Here is a 25,970-nt window from a genome sequence, read left to right on the forward strand (position 1 = left end):
CGGCCCCTCCCTCGGCAGCCAAACCCGCAGGTTTCGACGCTTTCCAAGGAAGGCACATATCGCTGCACCGCAGCATTGATCGAGGTCAACGAGCCGGAGCGAGGCTTCCCAGATGCAGCCGCCCGCCGTGCAGCGTGTCGGGGATCACAGGGATGGATCTCAACGACATCCTCTGCGCAGCGATCACCAGGCTCGGCGGAATGCCGAACAGCGGATAGACCAGCCCGGCCGCGGTCGACACGCCGACCGCGTTGTGGACGAAGGCGAAGAACTCGGCCTCGTGGATGTCGTGCAGGATCGCCCGGCTGGGGCGATCGGCCGCATCATTGGCGGCCATCCCCTTCGCCGCCACTCGCCTTGATTTCCTCCAGGTCGCCCCATTCGAACGATGCGAGGCAAAGCGCCTCGACCGGTTGCCGATGTCCCTTGAGCTCATGGAGTGGCAGCCGTCGCCATCCGGCGCCTTCTGCGTCATTCCCGGCGGCTTCGAGCAGGGCGGCCGAGACGACGAGGGGGCTCGACACCTCCCGGCTCAGCCGCTCCAGGCGCTCGGCCACGTTCACGGTATCGCCGATGACGGTGAATTCGAGCAGCTGCTCGCCGCCGAGCGCGCCGGCGAAGACCTCTCCGTAGTGTCCGCCGATGCCGATCGCGACCGGCGCCTTGCCGGCCCGCTCGCGCTCCGACGACCACTCCCGCGCGGCCTGCAGGATCTCGAGGGCGCAGCGGACGGCCCGTTCGGCGTCGTCCGCTCTCTGGAGCGGGCTGCCGAAGACCGCCATGATCGCATCGCCGATGAACTTGTCGACCGTCCCGCCATGCGCGAAGACCGGCCGGGCGAGGCGCCTGCGGTACTCGGAAAGAAAGGCGCCCAGCTCGTCCGGAGCCATGGTCTCGCCGAGCGTCGTGAAGCCGCGAATATCGACGAACAGCACGGCGACGGGCTGGCGGCGGCCGGCCAGGAGCTGATCCTCGTCACCCTCGGCGAGCCGGGCCGCCAGGTTCGGCGAGAAGTAGCGCGACAGCCTGGCCGTGCGCGCGGCCTGCTGGACGGAGGCCAGCAGCAGGCTCCTGGTCCGTCGGCCCATGACGAAGAGAATGAAGGTCGCCACGGCGACCAGGGTCGGTGGCAGCGCCTGGTAGTTCAGAACCCTCGCCATGCCGTTGTGCGCCATCGTCGACATCTGGCCCATGTGCCCGGTCATGGCCATCTCAGCATCGGCGGCCGGCAGGCGAGAGCCGAACTCGATCGCCGCGACGAACAGCGCGCCGGCATAGACGACCAGCCAGGGTCGATAGCGCAAGGCGGCGTAGGCCAGAATGACGAAGATCAGGCCTGTGGCGGGCAACGAGAATGCACCGGCGGGCGGCATGCCCATCATGCGGCTCAGCATCAGGACCTGGACGGCCACGAGAACCACGTCGAAGGTCACCAGGAGATACGGGATCGACGGATGAAAGATCCGGCGCCAGGCGAGAACGAGACCCACGACGGTCCCGAGGCCGTAGGCGGCGAGAGCGACGGCCGGGCCGGTCGGAACGTGGTCTGCGTCGACCGCCGAGAGGATGGCGACCGCGAGGGACAGGAGGATCGCGACGCGCACCAGGGCCGCGGTCTTCTCGGCGTCGAGCTCGGCAGGCCGCAGCAAGGACTTGAGGCCGGTCATTCCTGGTCACCTTTCCGTGAACGGCGGTCTCCGGCGCGCCGGTCGGCGGGTTCCGCGCAGCGCTGCCAGGGCCAGAGCCGCCCCATCGCCAGATAGATGAAAGAGCCCGACCAGGCGATCAGCAGCAGGCTGTTGAGCGCCTCGACGCCCGCGATGAAGCGCAGGTGGCCGCCCGGGAAGACGTCGCCGAGCCCGAGCGACGTGTAGGTCACGATCGAGAAGTACAGGAAGTCGAGGGGCCGCTCGACAGCGAGCCCGCCGAACCGGCCGAGGTCGAGCACCCGCGACGAGAAGCCGTAGGCCGCCGCATAGAGGACGACCTCGCCGACATGCGCCAGCAGGACGACGAAGACGATGCAGAGGACGCGCCGGCCCGGCTGCAGGGCGATGCGGGCCATGCCGCCTGAGAGCCATCTCAAGGTGGCGTAGTGGAAGCTCGAGGTCGCGAGAGCGAGGCCGACTGCGAGAACGACGGCGACGAGCATGGCGATCACCCACACGGTCCTGGACTTTGGGGGCAGCAGTCGCCCAAGCCGGTTGCTGTCCGGCCGCAAACCGACAATGCTTCGGCAGGAGGCCGCAAAGCTTGACGCAGATCAAAGTCACCATCGCCTCCGAGGCATAGCGATGGCGCCATGAGCACACGCTTTCCGCAGGGTCCGCGTGAGACACCCGCCGGTCACGGCCGAGCGAGGACTATTTCATGGTCTCGCCGTGCGGGGGCGGTCCTCTGCCTTCTGGCGCTGATGGTGGCCATCTTCGGCCACTTCGACGCGTCGGCGGCGGCCACTTTCGGGAGCGACCGGACGGCACTTCTCTCGGCGCAGGCCGATGGCTCTGCCCACGAGGGTATCGTCGTGCCGCCGGGCCACTGTCTGCACGGCAGCCAGTGCTCGTTCCAGGCCGTGCTTCCGGCGGCTGCGCCGGCCGAATTCGTGGCTCCTGTCTTCTCGATGCGATTTACTCGGGAGTCGAGCGGCGGTCGCAGCTTGACCCCGGATTCCAGGCCTCCAGACACCACGGTCATCCGCTAGCGACGCCGACCCGGGCGCGAGACCGGACCCGGGCCGGGCGTCGCGGAGCGACGTCCTGCCGGCTGCGTGACGAGACCCGTCGACAGCCGGCGCGTCCGAGGGCCAGCCGGCCCGGTCGTCACGCCTGACGCCGTTCGCCTCGGCCCTTGGTCACCTGGACATCGCTTCGACAGAGTGCTCGCCCGGCTCCGCTCGGAGCGACGCGTTCCGGTGCCGTCGAGCCGACCGCGAGGACGGGCGAACACAGCCCGACAAGCCGTCTCTTGCGAGGCGACGCAGCGGGGAGGGATGCAATGGAAGCCCTGATCTACTTCGCACTCTGGGCCGGACTGATCTTCCTGATGATGCGCGTCGGCTGCGGCGCGCACGTCATGGGGCACGGTCATGATCACGGCGCTGGCGCTGGCAAAGCTTCGGCCGGGAGCACCAGCGGGGTCCGCTGGGTGCCCCCGGAAACCGATGTGGATCCGGTCTGCGGCAAGACCGTTCACCCCGACAAGGCCAAGCCCTCGGTCCATGACGGCATGGTCTACTACTTCTGCTCCCGCGAGTGCCGCGAGCTCTTCGAGGCTGCGCCGCAGCTCTACGTCGGCCCGCAGGCGGCGCGGCAGCCCGAGATGCTGGAACACCACCATGACTGAGACCCCGAGCTTCGCGACGCGACGGCCGGGCACGCCGCTCACGGTCGCACAGCCGGTCCGGCTGCCGGTGCTGGCCCTGGGCACGAGCCTCGGCCTCTTCCTCGCGGTGACCTACCTGCTCTGCGTCGGCTTCGACCTGCTGTTCCCTGGGCACGCGATGTACCCGGTCTGGCAGCGGCTCCTGCCGGGCTTCACCTGGCTGACCTGGCAGGGCTTCCTGCTCGGCCTCGTCGAGAGCTTCGCCTACGGCTGGTACGTGGCCCTGGTCTTCGGCCCCCTGTTCAACCTCTTCGCAAGACGGTGGCAGCGATGACGAGATCTTCGGCGCGGGCGCGGGCGCGCCCCTTCGACGATGGAATGCGGAAGCGGAAGGGCCTGCAGGCGGTGCCGACGCCGTCGGATGCCGGCAGAGCCGTCGCCCGGTCCCGCCTCCAGGTGACCGAAGACGCGCCGCGGGCAGGCGCGGACGCCGGAAAGGGAGTCCCTTCGTGGCGGGACCTGCTCGACTACCAGCGCGACGTCTTCGAGCGAACGGTCCTGTTCTGGGACACGCTGCGCCAGCGGGCCGACAACATGCTCGAGCACGAGCGCGCCGGGCTGCCGCCGCTGCTCGACTTCCGGCACGAGATGCTGATCGACGCGCGACGATTCGAGCGTCCGGCCAACTACGCGCTGCTGCGCATCACGGAGGTCGGCGGAGACTGCTGGGACGACTGCGTCGACCTCCGCAAGCGGCCGGTCGTCTTCGTCGATCCGCGCGCCGGCCATGGCCCCGGCATCGGCGGGTTCAAGCGCGAGTCCGAGGTCGGCATGGCGATGCGTGAGGGCCATCCGGTCTATTTCGTGATCTTCTTTCCGGAGCCGGAGCCCGGCCAGACCCTGGCCGACGTGCTCCATGCGCTGCGCCGCTTCGTCGAGGAGGTCGCGCGGCGCCATCCCGGCAGGCCGCCGGTGCTCTACGGCAACTGCCAGGCCGGCTGGGCCGTGACGCTGCTCTCGGCCGACTGCGAGGGCCTGGTCGGACCGGCGGTGCTGAACGGCTCACCGCTGTCCTACTGGGCCGGCGAGTCGGGTGTGAACCCGATGCGCATGGCCGGCGGCCTGCTCGGCGGCGCCTGGCTGGCGCATCTGGCGGCGGACCTCGGGGACGGCCGGTTCGACGGCGCCTGGCTCGCCCAGAACTTCGAGAACCTCAAGCCCGAGAAGGCGGTCTGGGAGAAGTACGCCCGGCTGTTCGGCGACGTCGACGGCGAGCGCGAGCGCTTCCTCGAGTTCGAGCGCTGGTGGAACGGCTTCTACTTCCTGAGCCGCGAGGAGATCCTTGCCATCGTCGAGAACCTCTTCGTCGGCAACGAGCTGGAGCAGGGGCGGCTGCGCATCTGCCAGGGCTGCTTCGCCGACCTGCGCCGCATCCGCAACCCGCTGGTCGTCTTCGCCTCCTACGGCGACAACATCACGCCGCCGCAGCAGGCGCTCGGCTGGATTCCCGCGGTCTATCGCGACACCGACGACCTGAAGCGGGCCGGCCAGCGCATCGTCTATCTCACCAACTCGCACGTCGGGCATCTCGGCATCTTCGTCTCCGCCGGCGTGGCGCGCCTGGAGCACCGGGCGATCCTCGAGAGCCTGGAGGACGTCGAGGCGCTGCCGCCGGGCCTCTACGAGATGAAGATCGACAATCCGTCCGGCGATCCCGACTGCCACAGGCCCTCCTACGAGGTCCGATTCGAGCCACGGCGGGTCGAGGATCTCGAGGTCGACTATCCGCGCGAGGCCTTCGAGCGGGTGCGCCGGGTCTCGGAGCTCAACGAGACCCTCTACCGGACCTTCGTCAGTCCCTGGATCCAGGCCTGCACGACGCCCTGGAGCGCGGAGCTGCTCAAGTGGCTGCACCCGATGCGGACCAGCCGCTATCTCGTCTCGGAAGCCTTCAATCCCTGGATGCGCGGCCTCGCATCGCTTGCCGAGGCCGTCGCCGAAGGCCGCGAGCCCCTGCGGCCGGATCAGCCGCTGCTCGCCCGGGAGCGCGAGGCCTTCGCGGAGGTCGGTCGAGACATCGAACGTCTCCGGGAAGTCCGCGACGCCGCCTGCGAGCGCGCCTTCGGCCTGCTCTACGGCGACGAAGGAGCTTTGCGATGACACGCGGGACGGCCGGTCCCGAGCATCACGCCGGTCCGCGCGCGGGCAGGGCCATCAGCAGACAGGGATACCGGTGATGGAAAGGCCCGCTGCTGGCCACGGTACCGGGATGCACGGCGCCGTCGGCCAGGCTGCCGACGCGCCGGCGCCAGGCTCTTCCCGTTCGGGACATGCGCATGGACATGGCCACGGCCACGGAGGTCATGGGGGCCATGCCGGGCACGACCACTCGGCGATGGTCGCGGACTTCCGCCGTCGCTTCTGGGTCTCGCTGGTGCTGACGGTGCCCGTGCTGGCGCTTTCGCCGCTCATCCAGCGCGTGCTCGGCTTCGAGCAGGCCCTGGCCTTTCCGGGCGACGGCTACGTCCTCTTCGCGCTTTCCTGCGTCGTCTTCTTCTACGGCGGCTGGCCGTTCCTGACAGGGCTCTTCGGCGAGATCGGCAGCCGCCGGCCCGGGATGATGACCCTGATCGCGCTGGCGATCTCGGTCGCCTTCTTCTACTCCAGCGCGGTGGTCTTCGGGCTCTCGGGGAAGGTCTTCTTCTGGGAGCTGGTGACCCTGATCGACATCATGCTGCTCGGTCACTGGATCGAGATGAAGTCGGTCATGGGCGCCTCGGGCGCGCTGGAGGCGCTGGTCCGCCTGCTGCCGGCGACGGCCCATCGGCTGGGCGCGGGCGACGCGGTCGAGGAGGTTCCGATCACCGACCTGAAGCCCGGCGACCGGGTGCTGGTCCGGCCGGGCGAGAAGGTCCCCACCGACGGCATGATCGTCAAGGGTCGCTCGAGCTTCAACGAGGCGATGCTGACCGGCGAGTCGCGGCCGGTCGAGAAGGGCGAGGGCCAGGAGGCGGTCGGCGGCTCGGCCAACGGCGAAGGCGCCGTGACCCTGGAAGTGCGCAAGACCGGCGACCAGACCTATCTCAGCCAGGTCATCGACATGGTCCGGCAGGCCCAGGAGACGCGCTCGCGGACCCAGGACCTGGCGAACCGGGCGGCGCTCTGGCTGACCTACATCGCGCTCTCGGCCGGCGGGGCGACGCTGGTCTTCTGGCTGGCCGCCGGGCGCGGCTTCGAGTTCTCGCTCGAACGCATGGTCACGGTGATGGTCATCACCTGCCCGCACGCGCTCGGCCTCGCGGTGCCGCTGGTCGTTGCGGTCAGCACGCGCCTGACCGCCCAGAACGGTCTGCTGATCCGCGACCGTGCCGCCTTCGAGCGGGCGCGCAACCTGCAGGCCGTGCTGTTCGACAAGACCGGCACGCTGACCGAGGGCCGCTTCGGCGTCGCGGAAGTGGTCGCGCTGGCCGAGCTGGGCGAGGAGGCGGTGCTGGCCTGGGCCGCCGGCCTGGAGAGCCAGTCCCAGCACCCGATCGCCCAGGGCATGGTGCGCGGCGCCGAGGAGCGCGGCGTCGCGCCGAAGCCGGTCGAGGCGTTCAGGAGCCTGACCGGCCAGGGCGCCGAGGCGACGATCGAGGGCCGCAGCGTGCGGGTGGTCAGCCCGGGCTATCTGCGCGAGCACGGGTTGAGCGTCGACGACGGAGCGGTGCGCAAGCTCGCCGAGGAGGGCAACACCGTCGTCTACCTGCTGCTCGACGACCGGCCGGTCGGCGCCATCGCGCTCGCCGACGTCGTCCGCCCGGAATCCTACGAGGCGGTCTCGCGCCTCAAGGCGATGGGTATCCAGTGCATGATGGTGACCGGCGACGCGGCGCCGGTCGCGAAGTCGGTGGCGGCCAAGCTCGGGCTCGACGACTACTTCGCCGAAGTCCTGCCGCACCAGAAGGTCGAGAAGGTTCGCGAGGTCAAGGCGCGGAGCCTGACCGTCGCGATGATCGGCGACGGCGTCAACGACGCGCCGGCCCTGGTCGAATCGGACCTCGGCATCGCCATCGGCGCCGGCACCGAGGTGGCCATCGAGTCGGCCGACGTGGTGCTGGTGCGCAGCGACCCGCGCGACGTCTTCGCGATCCTGGCGCTGTCGCGCGCGACCTACGGCAAGATGATCCAGAACCTGCTGTGGGCGACCGGCTACAACGCCTTCGCGATCCCGCTCGCCGCCGGCGTCGCCATCACCTGGGGCATCCTGCTGACCCCCGCGTTCGGCGCCGCGCTGATGTCGCTCAGCACGGTCATCGTCGCGATCAACGCGAAGCTGCTGGAGCGCGCCAGGCGGCTCGTCGCGAGCACCGGCGAGTCCTCTGCGCGACCAGCGGCCGCGACGGGAGGAGCGGCGGCATGAGCGTCTCGAAGGATCTTCCGAAGTACCTGGTCGTGGTGGTGCTCGCCGGCGGGCTGGGTGCCTGGCTGTGGCACGTCGCCGTCCCCGATCGGCCGGGTCGCGGCACGGTCGTGGCGGTCAAGGTTCCCGAGCTTTCCTGGATGGCGAAGCGGGGCAAGGTCGCTTTCGATTCGGTCTGCGCCGCCTGCCATGGAGCGAACGCCGCCGGCAGCGACAAGGGGCCGCCGCTGGTCCACCAGATCTACAACCCCGGCCACCATCCCGACACGGCCTTCTTCCGGGCGGTCCGCTCGGGCGCGCCGCAGCACCACTGGCGGTTCGGCGCCATGCCGCCCCAGCCGCAGGTCACGCAGGAGCAGATCACCGACATCATCCAGTACATCCGCGAGCTGCAGCTCGCGAACGGCATCACCTGGCAGCCTCACAACATGTGAGCGACGGGAGCAGCAGCCCATGCGCATCGCACCGATCCGGGAAGGGACTGCGCCCTGGTACCTGAAGCCCTTCTTCTGGAACCAGCGCCGCAAGTATGGGCGGGCGCTCGACGCCGCGCTGCTCTGGGCGCGCGCGCCGCGGCTGTTCCTCGGCGTCGCGCTGCTCTACGGCATGATCGACCGGCGCGCCTCGCCGATCGAGCCGGCCCTGCGCTCGCTGGTCACGGTGCGGGTCTCGCAGCTCAACGGCTGCGCCTTCTGCGTCGACATCAACTCGGCGACGCTGCTCAAGCGCGGCGCCAGCCTCGACAAAGTCGCCGCGCTGCCGGCCTGGCGGGACAGCCCGCTGTTCAACGACCGCGAACGGGTCGCGCTCGACTATGCGGAGGCGGTGACGCTCTCCGGAACCGAGCCGACCGAGGCCCAGTTCGCCGCCCTGCGGGGTCAGTTCGCCGACGATGCCGTCGTCGAGTTGACCGGCCTGATCGCCTTCCAGAACCTGTCGAGCAAGTTCAACGCCGCGCTCGGCGTGCCGCCCCAGGGCTTCTGTGCGTTGCCGCCGAGCCCGGGCGGCTCCGGCGAGCGCCACGAAAGGACCGGAGCATGATCCATCAAGGGAGGATGCAATGAAGATCACGCCGATGTCGGTACTGGCTGCGGCGCTCGCGTTGCTCGCGTCGCCGGTCGAGCCCGCGCATGCCGCGGGCGATACTCAGATGGGCGGCCAGGGATCCGGGATGATGGGTCAGGGCATGACCGGCCAGGGATCCGGAATGCAGGGCCAGGGCATGACCGGGCAGGGTATGACCGGCCAGGGCAAGATGGCCCCGGGGTTGATGATGCCGAACATGGACCCCTCGCGCGGGCGACAGCTGTTCGCGAGCAAGGGCTGCGTCGTCTGCCATTCGATCAACGGCGTCGGCGGCGAGGATGCGCCGGCGCTCGACGCCTCGACCATGACGATGCCGATGAACCCCTTCGAGTTCTCGGCGAGGATGTGGGACGGCGCCGAGGCGATGGTCGCCATGCAGCGCGAGGAGCTCGGCGAGCCGATCCACCTGACCGGCCAGGAGCTCGCCGACATCATCGCCTTCGTGCACAACGAGGCGGAGCAGAAGCGCTTCTCCAAGGACGACATCCCGCCGCGGATCAAGAAGCTGATGGAGAAGGACGAATAGTCCCTCGTTCCCCACTCCGGGCGAGCCGCCGTTCCCGCCGAAACGGCGTCGGGCGGCGGCCGGTCAGGCCAAGAGGAGAAGAAACATGCAAGCCCGAGACGTGATGCAGAGCAGGGTGATCACGGTCGCGCCGGAGACCCACGTTCGCGACATCGCCGCGCGCCTGCTGGACAGCCGGATCAGCGCCGTTCCCGTCGTCGACGAGGCCGGCCGGCTGCTGGGCATCGTCAGCGAGGGCGACCTGATGCGACGGCCGGAGTCCGGCACCGAGAGGCACCCCTCCTGGTGGCTCCGTCTGCTCGGCAATCCGGACGACCGGCCGATCGCCTACATCAAGTCGCATGGCGCCCATGCTGCCGAAGTGATGACCCGCGACGTCATCTCGGTCGGCGAGGACGCCACTCTGGAACAGATCGCCGATACCCTCGAGCGGCATCGCATCAAGCGCGTTCCGGTGCTTCGCGACGGCAAGCTCGTCGGCATCGTCAGCCGCGCCGACCTGCTCCACGGGCTCGTCGCCCGACAGGCTTCACCCGCGCCGAGCAAGGACGACCGGATGCTGAAGGCGGAGGTCGAGAAGGCGATCCAGGAGGCCGGCGCGGGGCCAACCTTTCTGAGCGTGGTCGTGGCGGGCGGCACGGTCCATCTCTGGGGCGCCGTCGAGACCGCGGCCGAGAAGCAGGCGGCACGCATCGCCGCGGAAGGGGTGCCCGGCGTCCGGGCCGTGCGCGACGAGATCGGCGTCCTGCCACCCGTGGTCCGCTCCGTCATGTGGGCCGAATGAACCAGGGGAGCGAACGGCCCGTAGGTCGAGGAAAGCCATGGAGATCACTGCTTTCGAAGCCGAGCCGCGCGAGGCGCCCGCGTTCGAGGTGCTGAAACCGTCGAACGAGCTGCAGCTGGTCGCCGAGCCGTTGCGCCCCGAGACCGCCGGGCGCTTCGCCGAGGCCGAGGTCGTCTCGACCTTCATCTACTCCGACCTCGGCCGGCGCACGCTGGAGAAGCTACCGGCGCTGAAGCTGATCGCGACCCGATCGACCGGCTTCGACCATGTCGACACGGCCTTCTGCGCGGAACGCGGAATCACGATCTGCAACGTGCCGAGCTACGGCGAGAACACCGTCGCCGAGCACGTTTTCGCGCTGCTGCTGGCGCTCAGCCACCGTCTGGTCGAGGGCGTCGAGCGCGCCCGCTCCGGCCGCTTCTCGCCGGAAGGGCTGCAAGGCTTCGACCTCGCCGGCAAGCGGCTCGGCGTGATCGGCGCCGGCAGCATCGGCCGCCACGTCGTGCGCATCGCCAGGGGCTTCGGCATGGAGGTACTGGTCCACGACCCGGCCACCGACCCGGCGCTCGCGGCTCGGCTCGGCTTCCGCTACGCCGAGCTCGACGAGCTGCTGGCCATGGCCGATGTCATCTCGTTGCACGTGCCGGCGATGCCAGCGACCCGGCACCTGCTGTCGGCCGAGGCCTTCCGGCGCATGAAGGACGGGGTCGTGATCATCAATACGGCGCGCGGCAGCCTGATCGACCCGCGCGCGCTGATCGAGGCGCTGCGCTCCGGCAAGGTCGCCGGCGCCGGCCTCGGCATGCTTCCCGACGAGCCGCTGATCCGCGAGGAGGCCGAGCTGATCTGCTCGATCTTCTGCGACAGGCACGACCTGCGAGACTTGGTCGCCGACCACGTGCTCCTGAGGATGCCGAACGTCGTCGTCACCCCGCACAGTGCATTCAACACCCGCGAGGCCGTCGGCCGGATCGTCGAGACGACGGTCGCGAACATCGAGGCCTTCGCCGAGGGACGGCCGCGCAACGTCGTGCCCGCACGGCCGATGCCGGGCTAGGCGAGGCGACCGGGTCGTCGACGCTGCCGAGGGTCCCATGCGCAAGCAGGCGAAAGCGGATCCCTGATTGCGCTCGCCTGCTTCCTCTCCGATCGGCCGCGACCTTGTTGCCAAGCCGGCGGCTGCGGCGCAGGCTTCCGTCATTCGAGAAGTCCCGGAAGGGAACACTCGACATGGGGAAAAGCCGCGGGCCGATTGCGGCCAAGGCTTCGGCGCCGGCGATCGTCGCTGCGGCTCTGCTGTTCGCGGCGAGCGCCGTCGCGGCCGGGGCCGACCCTCGCGATCAGGTGGCGGCGCTGCAGCAGGACAGCCGAACGGTCGCCCTGTCGGACAGGCTGCTCGTCAATATCGATGCCGCCGTCCGCTACGTCTTTCCCTCGAAATGCGAGGCGGAAGGCGAGAGTGAGCTGGTCGCGCTCGCCTATTCCTCGAATCTCGAGGAATCCTACGTCTTCGTGCCGGCTCTATGCCTGTGGATCGAGACGGGCTATGGCGAGACCAGAAGCACCGTGCTCTTCGACAAGGCCTTCTTCGACGAGATCGTCCGGCAGTTCGACCAGCTGGTCGTCTATCATCTGCACCCGGGGTTTCACGAGACGATCGAGAATTACTTCCCCGCCTTTCAAGATCTCATCACCATGACGCTGATCGACGCCGAGCTCGTCGGCAGACCGGCTGTCCACATCGAGCATCGCGCGGTGACACCGTTGTCGGTCATCGACTACCGCCTTGCCGACACGGCAGGAGCCATGCGGCTGCTGAAGAAGTATGCCGACCTGGGGCTGGCCGGTTCTGCCGTGCAGAACCTCGCCTACGAGTACAATCGAAGGGGCCACGTGGAAAGCTACCTGAGAGGCGTCGAGGCCTGCGCGGAGCGGGCCGCCCTTGATCCGGGCGGCCTCGACCGGTGCCCGCAGGTGAGGACGGATCTCTTCGTGCTGAGCATCAGGCGGGTTCGATCGCCGGGACAGTGACGTGTCTCGCCCGGCCTCTCGAAGCGGAGCAACGCCCTGCCCGAGAATGTGCGACGGCTCGCGGAACGGCCTCGATGTCGATGAGGAGGGTTCCGCAAAGTCGGTCGGAACTCGCTCCACCGTGGCCGCCCTGCGCCGCGGTTGCGGTCGCATCGACGCATCCGGGGCGTTGCCTTGACATCGCGCTGCCCGCACCTCATTTTGGAGTAGAGACCCCACCCCAGGTGGGATGGGATGATTCAAGACAAAGGAGAAGTCTCGATGATCACGCTGAAGATCGAGGGCATGACCTGCGGCCACTGCACGGCGGCGGTCGAGAAGGCGCTGGCGAAGGTGCCCGGCGTCAGCAGGGTGCAGGAAGTCAGCCTCGATCGCGGCGAGGCGAGGGTCGAGGGCGAAGCCTCGACCGACGCGCTGATCGCAGCGGTCGAGAACGAGGGCTACGAGGCCCGCGCAGCGTGACCGAGGCGGTCGCCGGCCACTGTCTGCATCTCGACCCCGGTACGCGGGAGAATGCGCGGCGTCGGTTGATGTCGGTGCGCGGTCATGTCGAAGGCATCCTGCGGATGCTCGACAACGAGAGCGTCTACTGCGTCGACGTACTGAAGCAGATCAAGGCGGTGGACGGGGCGCTCGACAAGGTCGGCGACCTGGTGCTGCGCAGCCATCTGCGCGACCACGTCACGACCGCCCACGAGCGCGGCGACACGGACGAGATCGTCGAGGAACTGATGGAGGTCCTGAAGTACCGGTGAGCGTGCCGGACGGAGGGAACACGCGATGAGCCAGGAGCTGACACTTCCGATTGAGGGCATGACCTGCGCCTCCTGCGTGCGCCGGGCCGAGCGCGCGCTCGGCGGCGTCGCGGGCGTTGAGAGCGCCTCGGTGAACCTCGCGACCGCGCGGGCACGGGTCGCGGTCGACCTGTCTGCCCTGGATCCCGCCGCGCTGCTGGGGGCGGTGCGCGAGGCCGGCTACGAGGCCCGTCCGGAAGAGCTGCGTCTCGCCGTCGACGGCATGACCTGCGCCTCCTGCGTGCGTCGGGTCGAGCGGGCCCTGGCCGGCGTGCCGGGCGTCGTCGAGGCGAGCGTCAACCTGGCGACCGCCGAGGCGCGGGTCGCCTACCTGCCGGGCCTAGCGGAGCCGGCCACGCTGGCCGCGGCAGTCGCCGAGGCCGGCTATCAGGCGCGGCCGGTCGACGCCGACGGCGCTGCGGAGGACCGGGAGCGGGCCGGGCGCGAGGCCGAGGTCGCCGGCCTCAAGCGCAGCCTCGTCTTCGCTGCCGTCTTCACGCTGCCGCTGGTCGTGGTCGCCATGGGCCGGCACGTGCCCGGCCTCGACGGCCTCTACGGACTGCTGCCCGAACGCGCCTGGCTGCTGGTCGAGTTGCAGCTCGCGACCTCGGTGCAGTTCGTCGCCGGCTGGCGCTTCTACCGCCAGGGCTGGGCCGAGCTGCGGCACCTCAATCCCGGCATGAGCAGCCTGGTCATGCTCGGCAGCAGCGCCGCCTACTTCTATTCCCTGGTCGCCTTCGCGGCGCCGGCGATCTTCCCGGCGGGCACGGCGCACAGCTATTTCGAGGCGGCGGCCGTGGTGATCACGCTGATCCTGCTCGGCCGGCTGCTCGAGGCCGTCGCCAAGGGCCGCACCTCGGAGGCGATCAAGAAGCTGCTGCGCCTGCAGGCGAAGAGCGCGCGGGTGCGCCGCGACGGCGCGGAGATCGAGGTACCGGTCGCTGAGGTCGTGCCCGGCGACCTCGTGATCGTGCGCCCCGGCGAGCGCCTGCCGGTCGACGGTCTGGTCGTGGAGGGCGGCAGCTTCGTCGACGAGTCGATGATCACCGGCGAGCCGGTGCCGGTCGAGAAGCGCGCCGAGGCCGAGGTCGTCGGCGGCACGGTCAACAAGACCGGCAGCTTCACCTATCGGGCGACGCGCGTCGGCGCCGACACGGTCCTGAGCCGCATCGTCCGCCTGGTCGAGGAGGCCCAGGGCTCGAAGCCGCCGAGCCAGGCGCTGGCCGACCGCATTGCCGCGGTCTTCGTGCCGGTGGTGATCGCCCTGGCGCTGCTCGCCTTCGCCTTCTGGCTCGTCTTCGGGCCGGCGCCGGCGCTGAGCTTCGCGTTCGTCGCCGCAGTCTCGGTGCTGCTGATCGCCTGTCCCTGCGCCATGGGCCTGGCGACGCCGACGGCGGTGATGGTCGGCACCGGCAAGGGCGCGGAGATGGGCGTGCTGTTCCGCAAGGGTGCGGCACTCGAGGAGCTGGCCCGCGTCGGCACGGTCGTGCTCGACAAGACCGGCACCCTGACCCTCGGACGTCCCGAGCTGACCGACGTCGAGCCGCTGCACCCGAGTCTCGCGGTCGACGACATCCTGCGCCTGGTCGCCGCCGCCGAGGCCAAGAGCGAGCACCCGATCGCCGACGCCGTGGTGCGCGGCGCCCGCGAGCGCGACTTGGCACCGGCCGAGGTCGCGCGCTTCGAGGCCGAGCCGGGCTACGGCATCGAGGCCGAGGTCGAGGGCCACCGGGTGCAGGTCGGTGCCGATCGCTACCTGCGCCGCCTCGGCATCGCGTTCGGGGCCGCCGAGGCGCGGGCCGCCGCCTTCGCCGAAGCCGCGAAGACGCCGCTCTATGCTGCGGTCGACGGAGAGCTCGCGGCCTTGCTGGCGGTCGCCGACCCGCTCAAGGAGGGCAGCCGCGAGGCGGTTGCCGCCCTCCATGGGCTCGGGCTCGAGGTCGCCATGCTGACCGGCGACAACCGGGCGACAGCGCAGGCGATAGCTGGCCAGGTCGGCATCGACCGGGTGCTCGCCGAGGTGCTGCCCGACGGGAAGGCCGACGAGGTGCGTCGCCTGCAGCGCGAGGGCGACAAGGTCGCCTTCGTCGGTGACGGTATCAACGACGCACCGGCGCTCGCCCAGGCCGACGTCGGCATCGCCATCGGCACCGGCACCGACGTCGCCATCGAGGCCGGCGACGTCGTGCTGATGTCCGGCGACCTGCGCGGCATCGTCAACGCCGCGGCCCTGTCGCGGCGCACGCTGCGCACGATCCGGCTCAACTTCTTCTGGGCCTACGCCTACAACGTCGCGCTGATCCCGCTGGCCGCGGGTGCGCTCTATCCCCTGGCGGGCATCCTGCTGAGCCCGGTGCTGGCAGCGGCGGCGATGAGCACGTCCAGCGTCTTCGTCGTCACCAACTCCCTGCGCCTGCGCGGCTTCCGGCCGCCGCTCGACGGTGCCGAAAGCCGGGCTGTTCCCATGGCAAGTGGGCGCTTGGTCGAGCAGCCGGCGGAGTAGTCGCCGGCCGCGGACACCCGTCGGTCGGTGCGACTTCGAGGAGGATTGTCATGTCCGACAAGGCAGCAAACGTGGGCGATATGCGGCAGGCCCAGCAACCCGGCGAGCACACGCGTCGCGACTTCCTGATCCTTGCGGCGGGCGCTCTCGGTGTCGTGGGCACCGGTGTTGTCCTCTGGCCGCTCATCGACAGCATGAACCCCGCGGCCGACGTCCGGGCCCTTTCCACTGTCGATGTCGATCTCGGGCCGATAGAGGTCGGCCAGCGCGTCCTGACTACCTGGCAAGGCAAGCCGATCTTCATCGACCACCGGACCTCCGCCGAGATAGCGGAGGCCCGCGCCGACGACCACAGTCCGGCGCTGATCGACCCGGCGACCGACGCCGAAAGGGTCCAGCGCGAGGACTGGCTGGTCGTGATCGGCATCTGCACGCACCTCGGCTGCGTGCCGCTCGGCCAGCGGACCGGGGAGCCGCGCGGCCCCTATCACGGATACTTCTGCCCCTGCCACGGCTCGCTCTACGACACGCCTGACGCGCCGGTCGTGCCGACCTCCTTACGTCAGGACCGCGCCCGGCCTGACACGACCATCGCCATCGAGCGTCCCTCCAGTCCGTAGCGGCTCTGCCGAGGTAGACAGGGTTCCTCCCCCGAAGCGCGGATGTCCTCGGGCGGCGCCTTCGCCGTGTCGAAGACGACTCTCCAGGGCTCGGGCGAAGGAGGCAGCACGAAGCCGACAGGCGCCTCGCCCGCATTGAACAGGATGCAGAGGAGGAGGGGCCGGTCGTCATTCGCCGACTCTCCGCTCCGGATCAGCATGCCGAGCGTGCCGTGTGGGGCCTGCCAGTCCGGCGGCTGGCCGTCGCAGTCGAACCATCGGACTTCATCCTCGGAATAGAAGGCGTCCGAGCGCAGGGTGGCGAACCGCCGGCGCACTCCTGCCATCGCTCGTGCGAAGCGGAAGATCTCCCCATTCCGCTCGACCAGCCGCCAGTCGTACCAGGAGACCGCGTTGTCCTGGCAGTAGGCGTTGCTGTTGCCGCCCTGGCTGCGACCGAATTCGTCGCCGCCGAGCAGCATCGGCACGCCCCGCGAGACGAACAGCGTCGCGAGCAGGTTCTTGGCCTGCCGAAGGCGGATCCGCCTGACCTCCGGATCGCCCGTGTCGCCTTCCGCGCCATAGCCGGCGCTGAACTCCTCGGCCGGACCGTCCCTGTTCGCCTCGCCGTTCGCCTCGTTGCGCTTGTGGGCGTAGCTCGTCAGGTCCGCGAGGGTGAACCCGTCGTGGCAGGTCACGAAGTTGACGCTGCCGACCGGCTCCTTCCCCGCCTTCTGGTAGAGATCCGCGCTTCCGCAGACGCGCCACGCCAAGGCCCCTCGCAGGCCCGGGTCGCCGCGCCAGAAACGGCGGACATCGTCGCGGTAGCGGCTGTTCCATTCCGCCCAGCGCTGTGCGGGAAAGCTGCCCACCTGGAAAGCGCCGGCGGCATCCCAGGCCTCGGCGATCAGCTTCACGTCGCGCAGGATCGGATCTTCCGCGATGCGCTCCAGGAGGGGCGGATCGTGCAGCAACTCGCCGTGCTCGCCGCGGCCCAGGATCGAGGCGAGGTCGAAGCGGAAGCCGTCGACCTGCATCTCGGTTGCCCAGTAGCGCAGGCAGTCCACGACGTAGTCCCGCACCACGGGGTGGTTGCAGTTGAAGGTGTTGCCGCAGCCCGTCAGGTTCCGGTACCGCCCGGCTTCGTCGAGCATGTAGTAGATCGCGTTGTCGAAGCCACGGAAGCTGAGCGTCGGGCCGGCCTCGCCGCCTTCCCCGGTGTGGTTGAAGACGACGTCCATGATGACCTCGATGCCGGCGCGGTGGAGCTCGCGCACCATGGTCTTGAATTCCTCGACCTCGCAGCCGGCGTCTCGCGCGGTGCCATAGGCCGCCTTGGGCGCGAAGAAGGCGGTCGTGGCATAGCCCCAGTAGTTGCTCAAGCGGTGGCCGCTCGGCGACGTCCTCGGGTTGTCTCGTGCATCGAACTCCTGGACGGGCATCAGCTCGACCGCCGTGACGCCCAGTCGCCGGAAGTGCGGTATCTTGTCGATCACGGCCAGGAAAGTGCCGGGGTGGCGGGCGCCCGACGACGCGTGAATGGTCAGGCCTCTGACGTGAGTTTCGTAGACGATCGTCTCGGACCACGGGCGTTTGGGGCGTCCGACGCCCTGCCAGTCGAAGCGGCGGCTGACCAAAAGGGAGCGAGGCGGAGAGGCAGCCGGCGAAGCGGGAGAAGCTGCGCCGGGCGCCGGGTCGGTCTGCCGATCGATTGTCGCATCTCCCCGGAAATCCCAGTTTGCCGCCGCCGTGGTGGCCAGGGCGTAGGGATCGAGCAGCTCGACGTCGCGATCGAAGCGGTGGCCCTGCGTCGGCGCCCAGGGGCCGAAGACCCGGTAGGCATAGGCCTGACGCCAGCCGATGCCGTCCACCAGCGCGTGCCAGACGTCGCCCGTACGGTGCCGGGCGGGATCGAGGTCGATGACGCACCAGGGCTCGTGGCTGCCGGGATGGCGAAACAGCAGCAGCTGCATCGCCTCGGCATGACGGCTGAAGACGGCGAAGTTGAAGCCGTCGCAGCAGTCCCTCACGCCGAGAGGAAGCGGGCTGCCGGGATCGATGCGAAGATCCGAAGCCGGGGAGCCGCCATCGGGGCAGCAGAGCGGAAGAGCGGCCGGGGCAGCTTCGCCTCTCGCGTCCTCGCCGCCGCCGTTCGAGGAGCTGCCGGCGGCCCGGCCAGATCCTTGCTGCTGCCGTGATCGCACCGTCCGTCGGGCTCCCGTCAGGCCTCCATGGCGGGATCGTACTCGTCCGCCCTGAGACCGAAGGTCCAGGCAACGCCGTCGCGAGCCGTCGCCGTGGTCGGCGGCACGCGCAGCCAGTACTCCTGGAAGCTTCCGTCGGGTTCGGCTGTGCGATTGACGACGCGCACGGCGAGGATCGGCTCGTCGAAAGTCTGCGCCAAGCGGTAGAGCCTGCCGCAGGCGTCCCGCGAGACCTCCTTCGCGCCGGCGTCGAGCAGATAGCGGCCGATCCCGTAGCGCTCGATCAGGACCCAGCGGCGTTCGGTGCTCCACTCGTTGCGAATTCGCCAGAGCGTCAGTGGCCGTTTCGGGTCCACGAGCTCGGGCGGGATTGGCCGCCCGCGCCAGGCGAAGATGCGCGTGCCGTCCGCCCAGGCGAACGCCGGTCCGTCCTCGCCGTGCGGTCGCCCCTCTGCGTCGAGCCGCGCCATGGTCGGTGGGCAGACAGCCACGGCGATGGTCTCGAAGGGGTAGAGGCGATCGACCCTGAAGGCGAGCTCGGCAAAGGCCGCGGCGGCTCCGAGAGCACCCGCCTGTTCGGCGCCTGCGGCCCGAGGCGTGTCCGCCATGCCGTCCAGATGGACCGAAAGCCAGGCGAGCAGAGGCCAGATGCGGCTCCGCACGGGCTGGATGGTCCGATCCCACGGCGTTCCGGACAGGACCTCCATGCGCCACTGCCGGAGCGGCGCGGCCTGGCGCTGGAATTCCAGAGGCGGCATCTCCTGCCACGCCGGAAGCTGCGCCGTCTGAAACAGGTGCAGGAGCGCTTCATGCGGTCGCGGGCCGGGCGTTGCCCGGCGGAATGGCGCCCATGCTGCCTCCCGGACGGCTTCGAGGCGGTCGCCGGCCGAGACCGCGTGGTGCAGGCTGCGCAGGGACGGAGGCAGCCCGGCGTAGACGCGACGGATACGCTGGTGGAACAGAAGGCCCGGCAGCGCGCCCAGAGAAGCAGACAGGACGAGGGCCCCGGCCCGGCCAACCGGGTCCGCCGGCAGTCCGCCGAGGCGTTGAAGGGCGAAGGCATGGATCGCGAGCACGGCGAAGACGAGACCGCCGAGCGCCACAGGCGGCCGGCCGGCGTGCCGTTCGGCTCCGCCTGGCATGCTCGGCAGAGCCGGGCTCGCCGCGAGCGCGAGGGCAACGCCGGCGACGCTGACGCTCACCACCGCAGAGGTCAGGGGCGACGCGCCGGCGAAGCCTCCGGCGTCGACGGCGAGAGCCAGCGCAATCCAGACGAGGACGCCGGCGACGACGAGTTCCAGCGTGATGCGCCAAAGGGCGCCCGGCGGATGCACGAGGAAGTCGATGATCCGGGCCGCCTCGCCCGGGCCCCGCGCCCAGAGCACCTGGGCGGGCGCGGATAGTCCGGCTGCGGCGTAAGCTCCGCGGATCGCCGATTCGGCTGCCTGCCTGTCGAACGGCACACGCCAGCCGAGCCGATCCCGCCAGGCAGACGCACTGTGCCCGGGCATCGACCCGCTACCGACTCAGTCCACCACCGACCGGGGCACCGATCGCGGCAGGTATTCTCGCTGCTGCACGACGCGATAGGTGCCGGGCAGCACGGGCAACGCCGCGTGCTCCTCGTGGGTCAGCGCCACCGGTGCATCGCCGTCGACGCGGACGAAGGCTTGGCCGCTGCCGTCATCGCGGAAGTAGCAGACCCGATCGCCGGCCATCGCGTGGGCATGGCCCGAGGTCTCGCCGCGTGCCAACACGATCCGGCCGTTCTCCGGCGGTTCCTGACGCACGCCCTGGGGCAGCTCGTCGCAGGGCAGCAGCAGAACATCACCCTGGCGGAGCGACCGGGAGACTGGGTGCCTGACTTGAAGCATGGTTCAGCTCCTTCTAGATCGCTGGGGCCCGAAGACTCTGGGGACCGAAACTTGACGCTACGAGAGATCGTCACGCCGGACCTTGATTGAGATTAAGGATCGGTGCCGGCGGGTCGGGACCTTGTGTCGCGCGGTCCAACTGGCCACCCGAGATCATGGCCTGTCTCGCGCCGAGGCGATGTCAGTGGGACATCAGCACCGGCGCGGTCATCTGCCTGAGAAGCTCGTGCGTGACGCCGCCGAGTACGATCTCGCGCAGCCGCGAGTGTCCGTAGGCGCCCATGACCAGCAGGTCGATTACGTGGTCGGAGAGCGCGGCGAGCAACGCGTCCGCCTCCGAGATCGCCTGGGCCGGCACGTGCCGGACTTCGCCGTGTCCCGAGAACCCGAAGTCGCCCACCGTGCTCAGGGAAGCGCCGACCGCCTCCGTCTCGGCCTGAACCACCGTCCCCTCGGTCGAGACGGCGACGCCGTGCCTGGACAGGTGCGCGTAGATACCGGTGGCCGATGAGTGAGGTGCGCCCGGCCGGTCGATGCCGTAGAGCACCACCTTCTCTGCGCCGATCAGGAAGGGCAGGGCGTCGTGCACTGCACGCGCGCTCTCCCTGGAGCCGTTCCAGGCCACCATGACGCGCCGGCCGATCTCCGTGAAGTTGCCGGCATAGGGCAGGACCAGCACGGGCCCACCGGCGCCGACCACGACCTCTGCCGCGAGATCTGGCTCGCTCGCGGGATCGTCGTGGTCCGCCTAGCCGATGACCGTCAGGTCGGCCTGGCGGGCCGCCACCACCAGGCACTCGGCTGGTCGTCCCTGCGGCGTGCGCCACTCGCCGGTGAGGCCGGCCGCTTCGATGCGGCGGTCGAAGGCCGCGTTCGCCGCTTCGGCGGCGCCGGCCAGCCGGGCCTCCTGCTCGGCGACGAAGTCGGTGCCGATGGCCGCGCGGAGCGACCCGGGCAAGCGAACCTCGGGCAGCGGATAGATGCCGTTGAGCCGTGCACCGTGATGGCGTGCCAGGGCGACCGCCAGCTCCAGGCGGGCGGTCGAGCGGGCGTCGGCTCCCTGATGTACGACGATGTCCTTAAAGGCCATGGCCCTTCTCCCCATCGATCCGATGTTGCCCGTTCGCGCCGGCGTCCAAGCGAATTGCGACGACCTAGGAAACGGTTGCGTGGGACCTGAACGAACGGCGCACACGGGCGGCGTCGAACGCGCTGCGGAGGCGGTCCCTCGACGCTTCGACGCTGAAGGTCAGGAAGGTGCCTCCCGACTCGAAGTGCTCGATGAAGACGCGCCCGACGGCGTAGGTGAAGGCCATGGCGAAGCCCGGAAGGGTCATCATGCCGAGCACCGGCCCGACGAAGGGCACGGCCTTGATCATCTGGCCGGCGACGCTCTGCTTGAGCGCCCCGGCCCCGAGCGAGCTCAGCAGCGCGGCGAGGATGGTGCGCACGGCGTTTTCGGCGAAGGGCAGGTCCTACAACGCCGACAGGCGCGCCAGCATGCGAAGCTGGGCCGCTCCGACGAGGGCCAGGTCGACCGCCGCGAGCGGCAGCATGCCGGCAGCCATCGCCCACATGCTGTACTCGTGCACGACGCGCCTCGCCTCGACCTCCCGTTCCGAAGGCCAGCCCTCTCCGTCCGAATGATCCGCGGATTTCGACATTGGACAAGACTCCTTGCAGCGCCGCAGCCGCCGGTCCCTGCCCGCGCTCGCGACCCGGCCCCTCCGGTCCGCGTGCCGATCATCGACGATGCACACCGTTCCAGCTCGGCATTGGCGCACACCCGCGCTGGTGTCGTCATTGATGGAGATTAATTCCTCATCTTCCGGATCGTCGCATCCTGATATGGCGATCACGCTGCAACGCCCTTCGCCGGGGCGCTTCCGACGTCTACCCCTCAACGGCGTGGTGTCTGCTGTGGTCCGTCCGTGGAGATCGAATTCCACGAACAGTCAATCCGCCCCTCGATCGACTGCCCGATCGCGGAGTGACAGGAGTAGGAAGGCCCGACGGTAGGCCGCAGATGAACAAGGCATGGCTTTGGACGGGCTTGATACTGACCCTGGCCGCGGGCGGGTCCTACGCGCTCTACCTCCATCTGCAGCCCGCGCCGTTGCCCGATCAGCTGCTCTACGGAAACGGCCATGTCGAAGGCACCGAGGTCCGTGTCGCGGCCGAGGTCGGCGGGCGTGTGGTCGAGAGCAGGCTCGTCGAGGGGAAGGCGGTCGACGGCGGAGCCCTGCTCGTCAGGATCGACGACAGCGATCTCGTCTTGCGGAAAGAGCGTGTCGCGGCGCAGATCGACGTCCTCCGGAGCGAGCGCGAGCAGGCCGCCCGCGAGCTGCAGGTCCTTCAGCACCACCTGGGGACCGCCGAGGCCGATCTCGAGCGCTATCGCGAGCTCCGCCAGCGCGGCACGGCGACGCCGCAGCGGCTCGCGCAGGCCGAGGATGCCTACCGGGAGGCGCAGGGGCGTGTCGACGAGGCGAAGGCTGGGATAGACGCGATTGCTGCGCGCATCGAGGCGGCGCAGAAGGAGCTCGATCTCGTCCGGAACCAGGTGGCGAAGACCCGCGTCACAGCGCCGATCGCGGGCACGGTCCTGGCCAAGGCGGTCGAGGTCGGGGAGTACGTGGAGCCGGGCCGGACCGTCGCCGTCCTGGTCGAGCTCTCCCACCTCGAGCTGAAGGCCTTCATCCCCGAAAAGGAGATCGGCAAGGTGCGGCTCGATGCGCCGGCGCGCGTGCGGGTCGACGCCTTCCCGGATCGTCTCTTCGAAGGCCGTGTGGCACGGGTCGACCAGGAGGCGCAGTTCACGCCCCGCGATATCCACATGCCGCAGGAACGGACCCGCATGGTCTTCGGCGTGACCCTCGCGCTCGACAACCCGGAGCGTGTGCTCAAGCCGGGCATGCCGGCCGACGCCTGGATCCTGTGGCGTCCCGAAGCCGGCTGGCCGGAGCGGCTGTCCGCTCCCTGACGGGCGAAGGAGGTGGCATGGCGGGCGGGGACGAATACGTGATCCAGGCCGAGGCTGCCGGCCGGCGGTTCGGCGACAGCTGGGCCGTCAGGGAGGTCGACCTGCGCGTTGGCCCCGGCGAGATCGTCGGCTTCGTCGGGCCGGACGGCGCCGGTAAGACGACGCTGCTGCAGATGCTGGCCGCCATCCTCGATCCGAGCGCCGGCAGGTGCCGCGTGCTGGGCTTCGACACGGTTCGCCAAGCCTCGAAGATCACGGCGCGGATCGGCTACATGCCCCAGGGCTTCACGCTCTACGAGCGCCTGACGGTCGTGGAGAACCTCGCCTTCGCCGCGAGGGTCCGTGCCGTGCCCGCATCGCAATTTCCCGAGCGTCGTCGACGGCTCCTGGAAATGGCGGGGCTGCTGCCCTTCCTCGACCGCGCCGAGGGAGCGCTGTCCGGCGGCATGCGCAAGAAGCTCGCGCTCTGCACCAATCTCGTCCACGAGCCGCCTCTGCTGCTTCTCGACGAGCCGGGGCTCGGCGTCGATCCGCTGTCGCGCCGGGAGCTGTGGCGCATGCTGGAGGACTTCCGCCGTTCCGGTGCCACCATCGTCTTCGCCACCTCCTACATGGACGAGGCCGAGCGCTGCGATCGTCTCGCCTTCCTCGACCGCGGCCGGATCGTCGCCCAGGGCACGCCGGGCGAGCTGTGCGCCCGAGCGGAGGGCGCGATCTTCCGGCTGCAGCCGGCGATGCCCGCCGGGGTCGAGGACGCCCTGACGGATGCGCCCGAGGTCCTCGGGGTCCAGTGGCGGCCGACGGAGGTCCGCGTCGCGGTCGACCCGCGCGCCGGGCTGTCGCAGAGCCTGCGCCGGCGCCTCGAGCGGCTCGGCCCGGTCGAGGCGTCGCCGCCGTCCATGGAGGACGTGTTCGTCGTCCTGCGACAGGCCGACGATGTCGAGGCGCCGACCCTCGTGTCGGAGCCTGCGGGCTCCTCCCGCCTCGCGCCTCGCCACCGCCCGGCTGTCGGCATCGAGACGCGCAGCCTGACCCGTCGCTTCGGCGGTTTCCTGGCCGTCGACGACGTCTCGCTCCGTGTGAACGCCGGCGAGATCTTCGCCCTGCTCGGGGCGAACGGCGCGGGCAAGACGACCCTCATCCGCCTGCTCTGCGGCCTGCTGCCCGCGTCGAGCGGAAGCGCCCGCGTCGCCGATGTCGAGGTCGGCCCCGGCGCCGGCCGGCTGCGCCGTCGCATCGGCTACATGTCGCAGCGCTTCTCGCTCTATCCGGACCTGACGGTCGGCGAGAACCTGGACTTCTTCGCGAGCGCCTACGAATTGCCGCGACGCGAAGCGCGGGACGCCATCGCCTGGGCGGTCGCGACGACCGGCCTCGCCGGCACCGAGAGGCGGATCGTCGCCCGTCTCTCGGGCGCCCAGCGTCAGCGGCTCGCGCTCGCCTGCAGCCTTCTGCACCGGCCTGCGGTGCTGTTCCTCGACGAGCCGACCTCGGGCGTCGACCCGCTCGCGCGCTTCCGCTTCTGGCGGCTCGTCGGCCGGCTTTCCGCCTCGGGAACAACCGTCGTCGTGACGACCCACTATCTCGAAGAGGCGGCCTACTGCCACCGGCTCGGGCTGATGCACGAAGGCCGGCTGATCGCCGCCGGCGACCTGCCGTCCCTGCGCGCGGCCCTGCCCGGCAGGCCTCCTGCGACGGTGGAGGAGCTGTTCCTCGCCTATATCGAACGGGCCCGGACCGGGGTGGGCGCGGCGGCGGGAGGCCAGCGGTGAAGCCGGCACGCATCGCCGCCGTCGTCGCGAAGGAGACGAAGGAGATCGCGCGCGATCCCGTCACCGTGGCGGTCGCGCTGCTGATGCCGCTCGTCATGCTGTTCCTGTTCGGCTACGCGATCTCGCTCGATGTCGAGAACGTCGCCATGGGTGTGCTCGATCAGGACCGGTCGCCTGCGAGCCGGAGGCTCGTTGACCGCTTCGTCGGCAGCGGCTACTTCCGCCTGGCCGCGGACTACGCCACGACGCACGAGGTCGAGGACGGGCTGCAGCGGAGCGCCGTCGAGCTGGTGCTGGTCGTGCCGCCGGGCTTCCAGAGGACGATCGCGCAGGGCGGTACGGCACCGGTCCAGGTCCTGGTCGACGGGACCTACTCGGCCACCGCGAACCTGGTCGCCGCCTATGCCCAGGCCATCGTCTCGGACTTCGCCGGCGATAGCGCCCCGCGCGTCCGGGTCGAGACGCGGGTCTGGTACAACCCGTCGCTGCGCAGCGTGACCTACGTGGTGCCCGGCCTGTTCGGCGTCATCCTCATGGCCTTTCCGCCGCTGCTGACGGCGCTGGCCATCGCCCGTGAAAAAGAGACCGGCTCGATCCAGCAGATCTTCGCCTCGCCGCTCACCCCGGCCGAGTTCCTCGCGGGCAAGCTCGTGCCCTACGGTCTCATCGCCTTCGCGCAGATCGCCATGGTCATCGCTGTCGGCTTCCTGTGGTTCGGCGTGCCGCTGCGCGGCAACCTCCTGCTCCTGGCCGCCGCCGGCCTCGTCTACGTCTTCTGCACGGTCGGCATCGGGCTCCTCGTCTCCACGATCACCAGCAGCCAGCTCGTCGCCATGCTGCTGGCCCTGATCGTCACCCTGATGCCCTCGTTCCTGTTCTCGGGCTTCCTCTTCCCGATCTTCACGATGCCGTATCTCCTGCAGCTCTACACGCGCGTCTTCCCGACGCGCTACTTCGTCGATCTGTCCCGCGGCATCGTCCTGAAGGGCGCGGCCCTGCCGGAGCTCTGGCCCTCGGTGGCGCTGCTCCTGGCCTACACCGTCGTGGTCTTCGCCCTGGCGGCCTGGCGCTTCCGCAAGAAGGTCGCCTGA

General features: G+C 69.9%; 27 protein-coding genes. 17 read left to right on the plus strand and 10 right to left on the minus strand.

Features of this window, described 5'->3' with window-relative positions; genetic code table 11:
- Nucleotides 1–85: 85 nt before the first annotated feature.
- The 3 genes from B9O00_RS13215 to B9O00_RS13225 are packed head-to-tail and all read right to left on the minus strand — an operon-like array spanning nucleotide 86 to nucleotide 2,152.
- Complete coding sequence (locus B9O00_RS13215) at nucleotides 86–352, minus strand: hypothetical protein (RefSeq protein ID WP_085123149.1); 267 nt, start codon at nucleotides 350–352, stop codon at nucleotides 86–88.
- Nucleotides 324–1,667: an adenylate/guanylate cyclase domain-containing protein gene (locus B9O00_RS13220; protein ID WP_085123150.1), complete on the minus strand. Its 1,344-nt coding sequence runs from the start codon at nucleotides 1,665–1,667 to the stop codon at nucleotides 324–326. Before B9O00_RS13220 ends, B9O00_RS13215 begins: the two co-directional genes overlap by 29 nt.
- Nucleotides 1,664–2,152 carry a potassium channel family protein gene (locus tag B9O00_RS13225; protein ID WP_218822866.1) on the minus strand — a complete coding sequence of 163 codons (489 nt, stop codon included), beginning with the start codon at nucleotides 2,150–2,152 and terminating at the stop codon, nucleotides 1,664–1,666. The genes B9O00_RS13220 and B9O00_RS13225 overlap by 4 nt, the downstream gene beginning before the upstream one ends.
- 842 nt (nucleotides 2,153–2,994) lie before the next feature.
- Between B9O00_RS13225 and B9O00_RS13235 the strand changes: the two genes are divergently transcribed.
- From B9O00_RS13235 to petA, 14 genes are all read left to right on the plus strand, one after another.
- Nucleotides 2,995–3,342, plus strand: coding sequence for a YHS domain-containing protein (locus B9O00_RS13235; protein WP_085123152.1), 348 nt, complete (start codon nucleotides 2,995–2,997; stop codon nucleotides 3,340–3,342).
- Nucleotides 3,335–3,655, plus strand: coding sequence for a DUF5676 family membrane protein (locus tag B9O00_RS13240; RefSeq protein ID WP_235017123.1), 321 nt, complete (start codon nucleotides 3,335–3,337; stop codon nucleotides 3,653–3,655). Before B9O00_RS13235 ends, B9O00_RS13240 begins: the two co-directional genes overlap by 8 nt.
- 44 nt (nucleotides 3,656–3,699) lie before the next feature.
- Complete coding sequence (locus B9O00_RS13245) at nucleotides 3,700–5,481, plus strand: DUF3141 domain-containing protein (RefSeq protein ID WP_089229706.1); 1,782 nt, start codon at nucleotides 3,700–3,702, stop codon at nucleotides 5,479–5,481.
- A 235-nt stretch (nucleotides 5,482–5,716) separates the two neighbouring features.
- Nucleotides 5,717–7,723, plus strand: coding sequence for a copper-translocating P-type ATPase (locus tag B9O00_RS13250; protein ID WP_085123154.1), 2,007 nt, complete (start codon nucleotides 5,717–5,719; stop codon nucleotides 7,721–7,723).
- Entirely contained in the window at nucleotides 7,720–8,157 is a 438-nt protein-coding gene (locus tag B9O00_RS13255) for a c-type cytochrome (protein ID WP_085123155.1), read from the plus strand. Before B9O00_RS13250 ends, B9O00_RS13255 begins: the two co-directional genes overlap by 4 nt.
- Nucleotides 8,158–8,176: 19 nt before the next feature.
- Complete coding sequence (locus tag B9O00_RS13260; protein ID WP_085123156.1) at nucleotides 8,177–8,764, plus strand: carboxymuconolactone decarboxylase family protein; 588 nt, start codon at nucleotides 8,177–8,179, stop codon at nucleotides 8,762–8,764.
- Nucleotides 8,765–8,783: 19 nt separating this feature from the next.
- The gene (locus B9O00_RS13265; RefSeq protein WP_200808493.1) at nucleotides 8,784–9,335 is read left to right on the plus strand and encodes a c-type cytochrome; all 552 of its coding nucleotides are present in this window, start codon (nucleotides 8,784–8,786) and stop codon (nucleotides 9,333–9,335) included.
- Nucleotides 9,336–9,420: 85 nt separating this feature from the next.
- Nucleotides 9,421–10,119, plus strand: a complete 699-nt coding sequence (locus B9O00_RS13270; protein WP_085123157.1) for a CBS domain-containing protein — start codon at nucleotides 9,421–9,423, stop codon at nucleotides 10,117–10,119.
- Nucleotides 10,120–10,156: 37 nt separating this feature from the next.
- A complete protein-coding gene (locus B9O00_RS13275) occupies nucleotides 10,157–11,176 on the plus strand; it encodes a hydroxyacid dehydrogenase (RefSeq protein WP_085123158.1) in 1,020 nt (339 codons plus the stop codon).
- 173 nt (nucleotides 11,177–11,349) lie between these two features.
- Complete coding sequence (locus B9O00_RS13280; protein WP_085123159.1) at nucleotides 11,350–12,150, plus strand: hypothetical protein; 801 nt, start codon at nucleotides 11,350–11,352, stop codon at nucleotides 12,148–12,150.
- A gap of 261 nt (nucleotides 12,151–12,411) precedes the next feature.
- Nucleotides 12,412–12,612, plus strand: a complete 201-nt coding sequence (locus B9O00_RS13285; protein ID WP_085123160.1) for a CopZ family metallochaperone — start codon at nucleotides 12,412–12,414, stop codon at nucleotides 12,610–12,612.
- Nucleotides 12,609–12,905 (plus strand): metal-sensitive transcriptional regulator, encoded by a 297-nt coding sequence (locus B9O00_RS13290; RefSeq protein ID WP_085123161.1) that lies wholly within the window; start codon nucleotides 12,609–12,611, stop codon nucleotides 12,903–12,905. Before B9O00_RS13285 ends, B9O00_RS13290 begins: the two co-directional genes overlap by 4 nt.
- Before the next feature lie 25 nt (nucleotides 12,906–12,930).
- A complete protein-coding gene (locus B9O00_RS13295) occupies nucleotides 12,931–15,447 on the plus strand; it encodes a heavy metal translocating P-type ATPase (RefSeq protein ID WP_085123162.1) in 2,517 nt (838 codons plus the stop codon).
- 50 nt (nucleotides 15,448–15,497) lie between these two features.
- Nucleotides 15,498–16,067, plus strand: coding sequence for a ubiquinol-cytochrome c reductase iron-sulfur subunit (gene petA, locus B9O00_RS13300; protein WP_235017124.1), 570 nt, complete (start codon nucleotides 15,498–15,500; stop codon nucleotides 16,065–16,067).
- Here the strand turns inward: petA and glgX are convergent.
- From glgX to B9O00_RS32485, 7 genes are all read right to left on the minus strand, one after another.
- On the minus strand, nucleotides 16,010–18,250 hold the full coding sequence (gene glgX / locus B9O00_RS13305) for a glycogen debranching protein GlgX (protein WP_200808495.1): 2,241 nt from the start codon (nucleotides 18,248–18,250) through the stop codon (nucleotides 16,010–16,012). The genes petA and glgX overlap by 58 nt on opposite strands.
- Nucleotides 18,251–18,267: 17 nt before the next feature.
- Nucleotides 18,268–19,761, minus strand: a complete 1,494-nt coding sequence (locus tag B9O00_RS13310; protein ID WP_143596223.1) for a DUF6745 domain-containing protein — start codon at nucleotides 19,759–19,761, stop codon at nucleotides 18,268–18,270.
- A 15-nt stretch (nucleotides 19,762–19,776) separates the two neighbouring features.
- The gene (locus tag B9O00_RS13315) at nucleotides 19,777–20,124 is read right to left on the minus strand and encodes a DUF8820 family protein (protein WP_085123164.1); all 348 of its coding nucleotides are present in this window, start codon (nucleotides 20,122–20,124) and stop codon (nucleotides 19,777–19,779) included.
- A 181-nt stretch (nucleotides 20,125–20,305) separates the two neighbouring features.
- Nucleotides 20,306–20,803, minus strand: a complete 498-nt coding sequence (locus tag B9O00_RS13320; protein ID WP_143596224.1) for a universal stress protein — start codon at nucleotides 20,801–20,803, stop codon at nucleotides 20,306–20,308.
- A gap of 69 nt (nucleotides 20,804–20,872) precedes the next feature.
- On the minus strand, nucleotides 20,873–21,214 hold the full coding sequence (locus B9O00_RS13325; RefSeq protein WP_085123165.1) for an adenine nucleotide alpha hydrolase family protein: 342 nt from the start codon (nucleotides 21,212–21,214) through the stop codon (nucleotides 20,873–20,875).
- 64 nt (nucleotides 21,215–21,278) lie between these two features.
- A complete protein-coding gene (locus tag B9O00_RS13330; protein WP_085123166.1) occupies nucleotides 21,279–21,575 on the minus strand; it encodes a hypothetical protein in 297 nt (98 codons plus the stop codon).
- Nucleotides 21,576–21,599: 24 nt separating this feature from the next.
- Entirely contained in the window at nucleotides 21,600–22,073 is a 474-nt protein-coding gene (locus B9O00_RS32485) for a hypothetical protein (RefSeq protein WP_143596226.1), read from the minus strand.
- A 77-nt stretch (nucleotides 22,074–22,150) separates the two neighbouring features.
- On the opposite strand from B9O00_RS32485, the gene B9O00_RS13340 reads away from it, so the two are divergent.
- Genes B9O00_RS13340 through B9O00_RS13350 form a run of 3 tightly spaced genes read left to right on the plus strand, consistent with a single transcriptional unit; the run spans nucleotide 22,151 to nucleotide 25,970 of the window.
- Nucleotides 22,151–23,107 (plus strand): HlyD family secretion protein, encoded by a 957-nt coding sequence (locus B9O00_RS13340; RefSeq protein WP_085123168.1) that lies wholly within the window; start codon nucleotides 22,151–22,153, stop codon nucleotides 23,105–23,107.
- 17 nt (nucleotides 23,108–23,124) lie between these two features.
- The gene (locus tag B9O00_RS13345; RefSeq protein ID WP_085123169.1) at nucleotides 23,125–24,879 is read left to right on the plus strand and encodes an ATP-binding cassette domain-containing protein; all 1,755 of its coding nucleotides are present in this window, start codon (nucleotides 23,125–23,127) and stop codon (nucleotides 24,877–24,879) included.
- The gene (locus B9O00_RS13350; RefSeq protein WP_085123170.1) at nucleotides 24,876–25,970 is read left to right on the plus strand and encodes an ABC transporter permease; all 1,095 of its coding nucleotides are present in this window, start codon (nucleotides 24,876–24,878) and stop codon (nucleotides 25,968–25,970) included. The genes B9O00_RS13345 and B9O00_RS13350 overlap by 4 nt, the downstream gene beginning before the upstream one ends.

It is taken from the genome of Tistlia consotensis USBA 355, from assembly GCF_900177295.1.
Lineage (GTDB): Bacteria > Pseudomonadota > Alphaproteobacteria > Kiloniellales > DSM-21159 > Tistlia > Tistlia consotensis.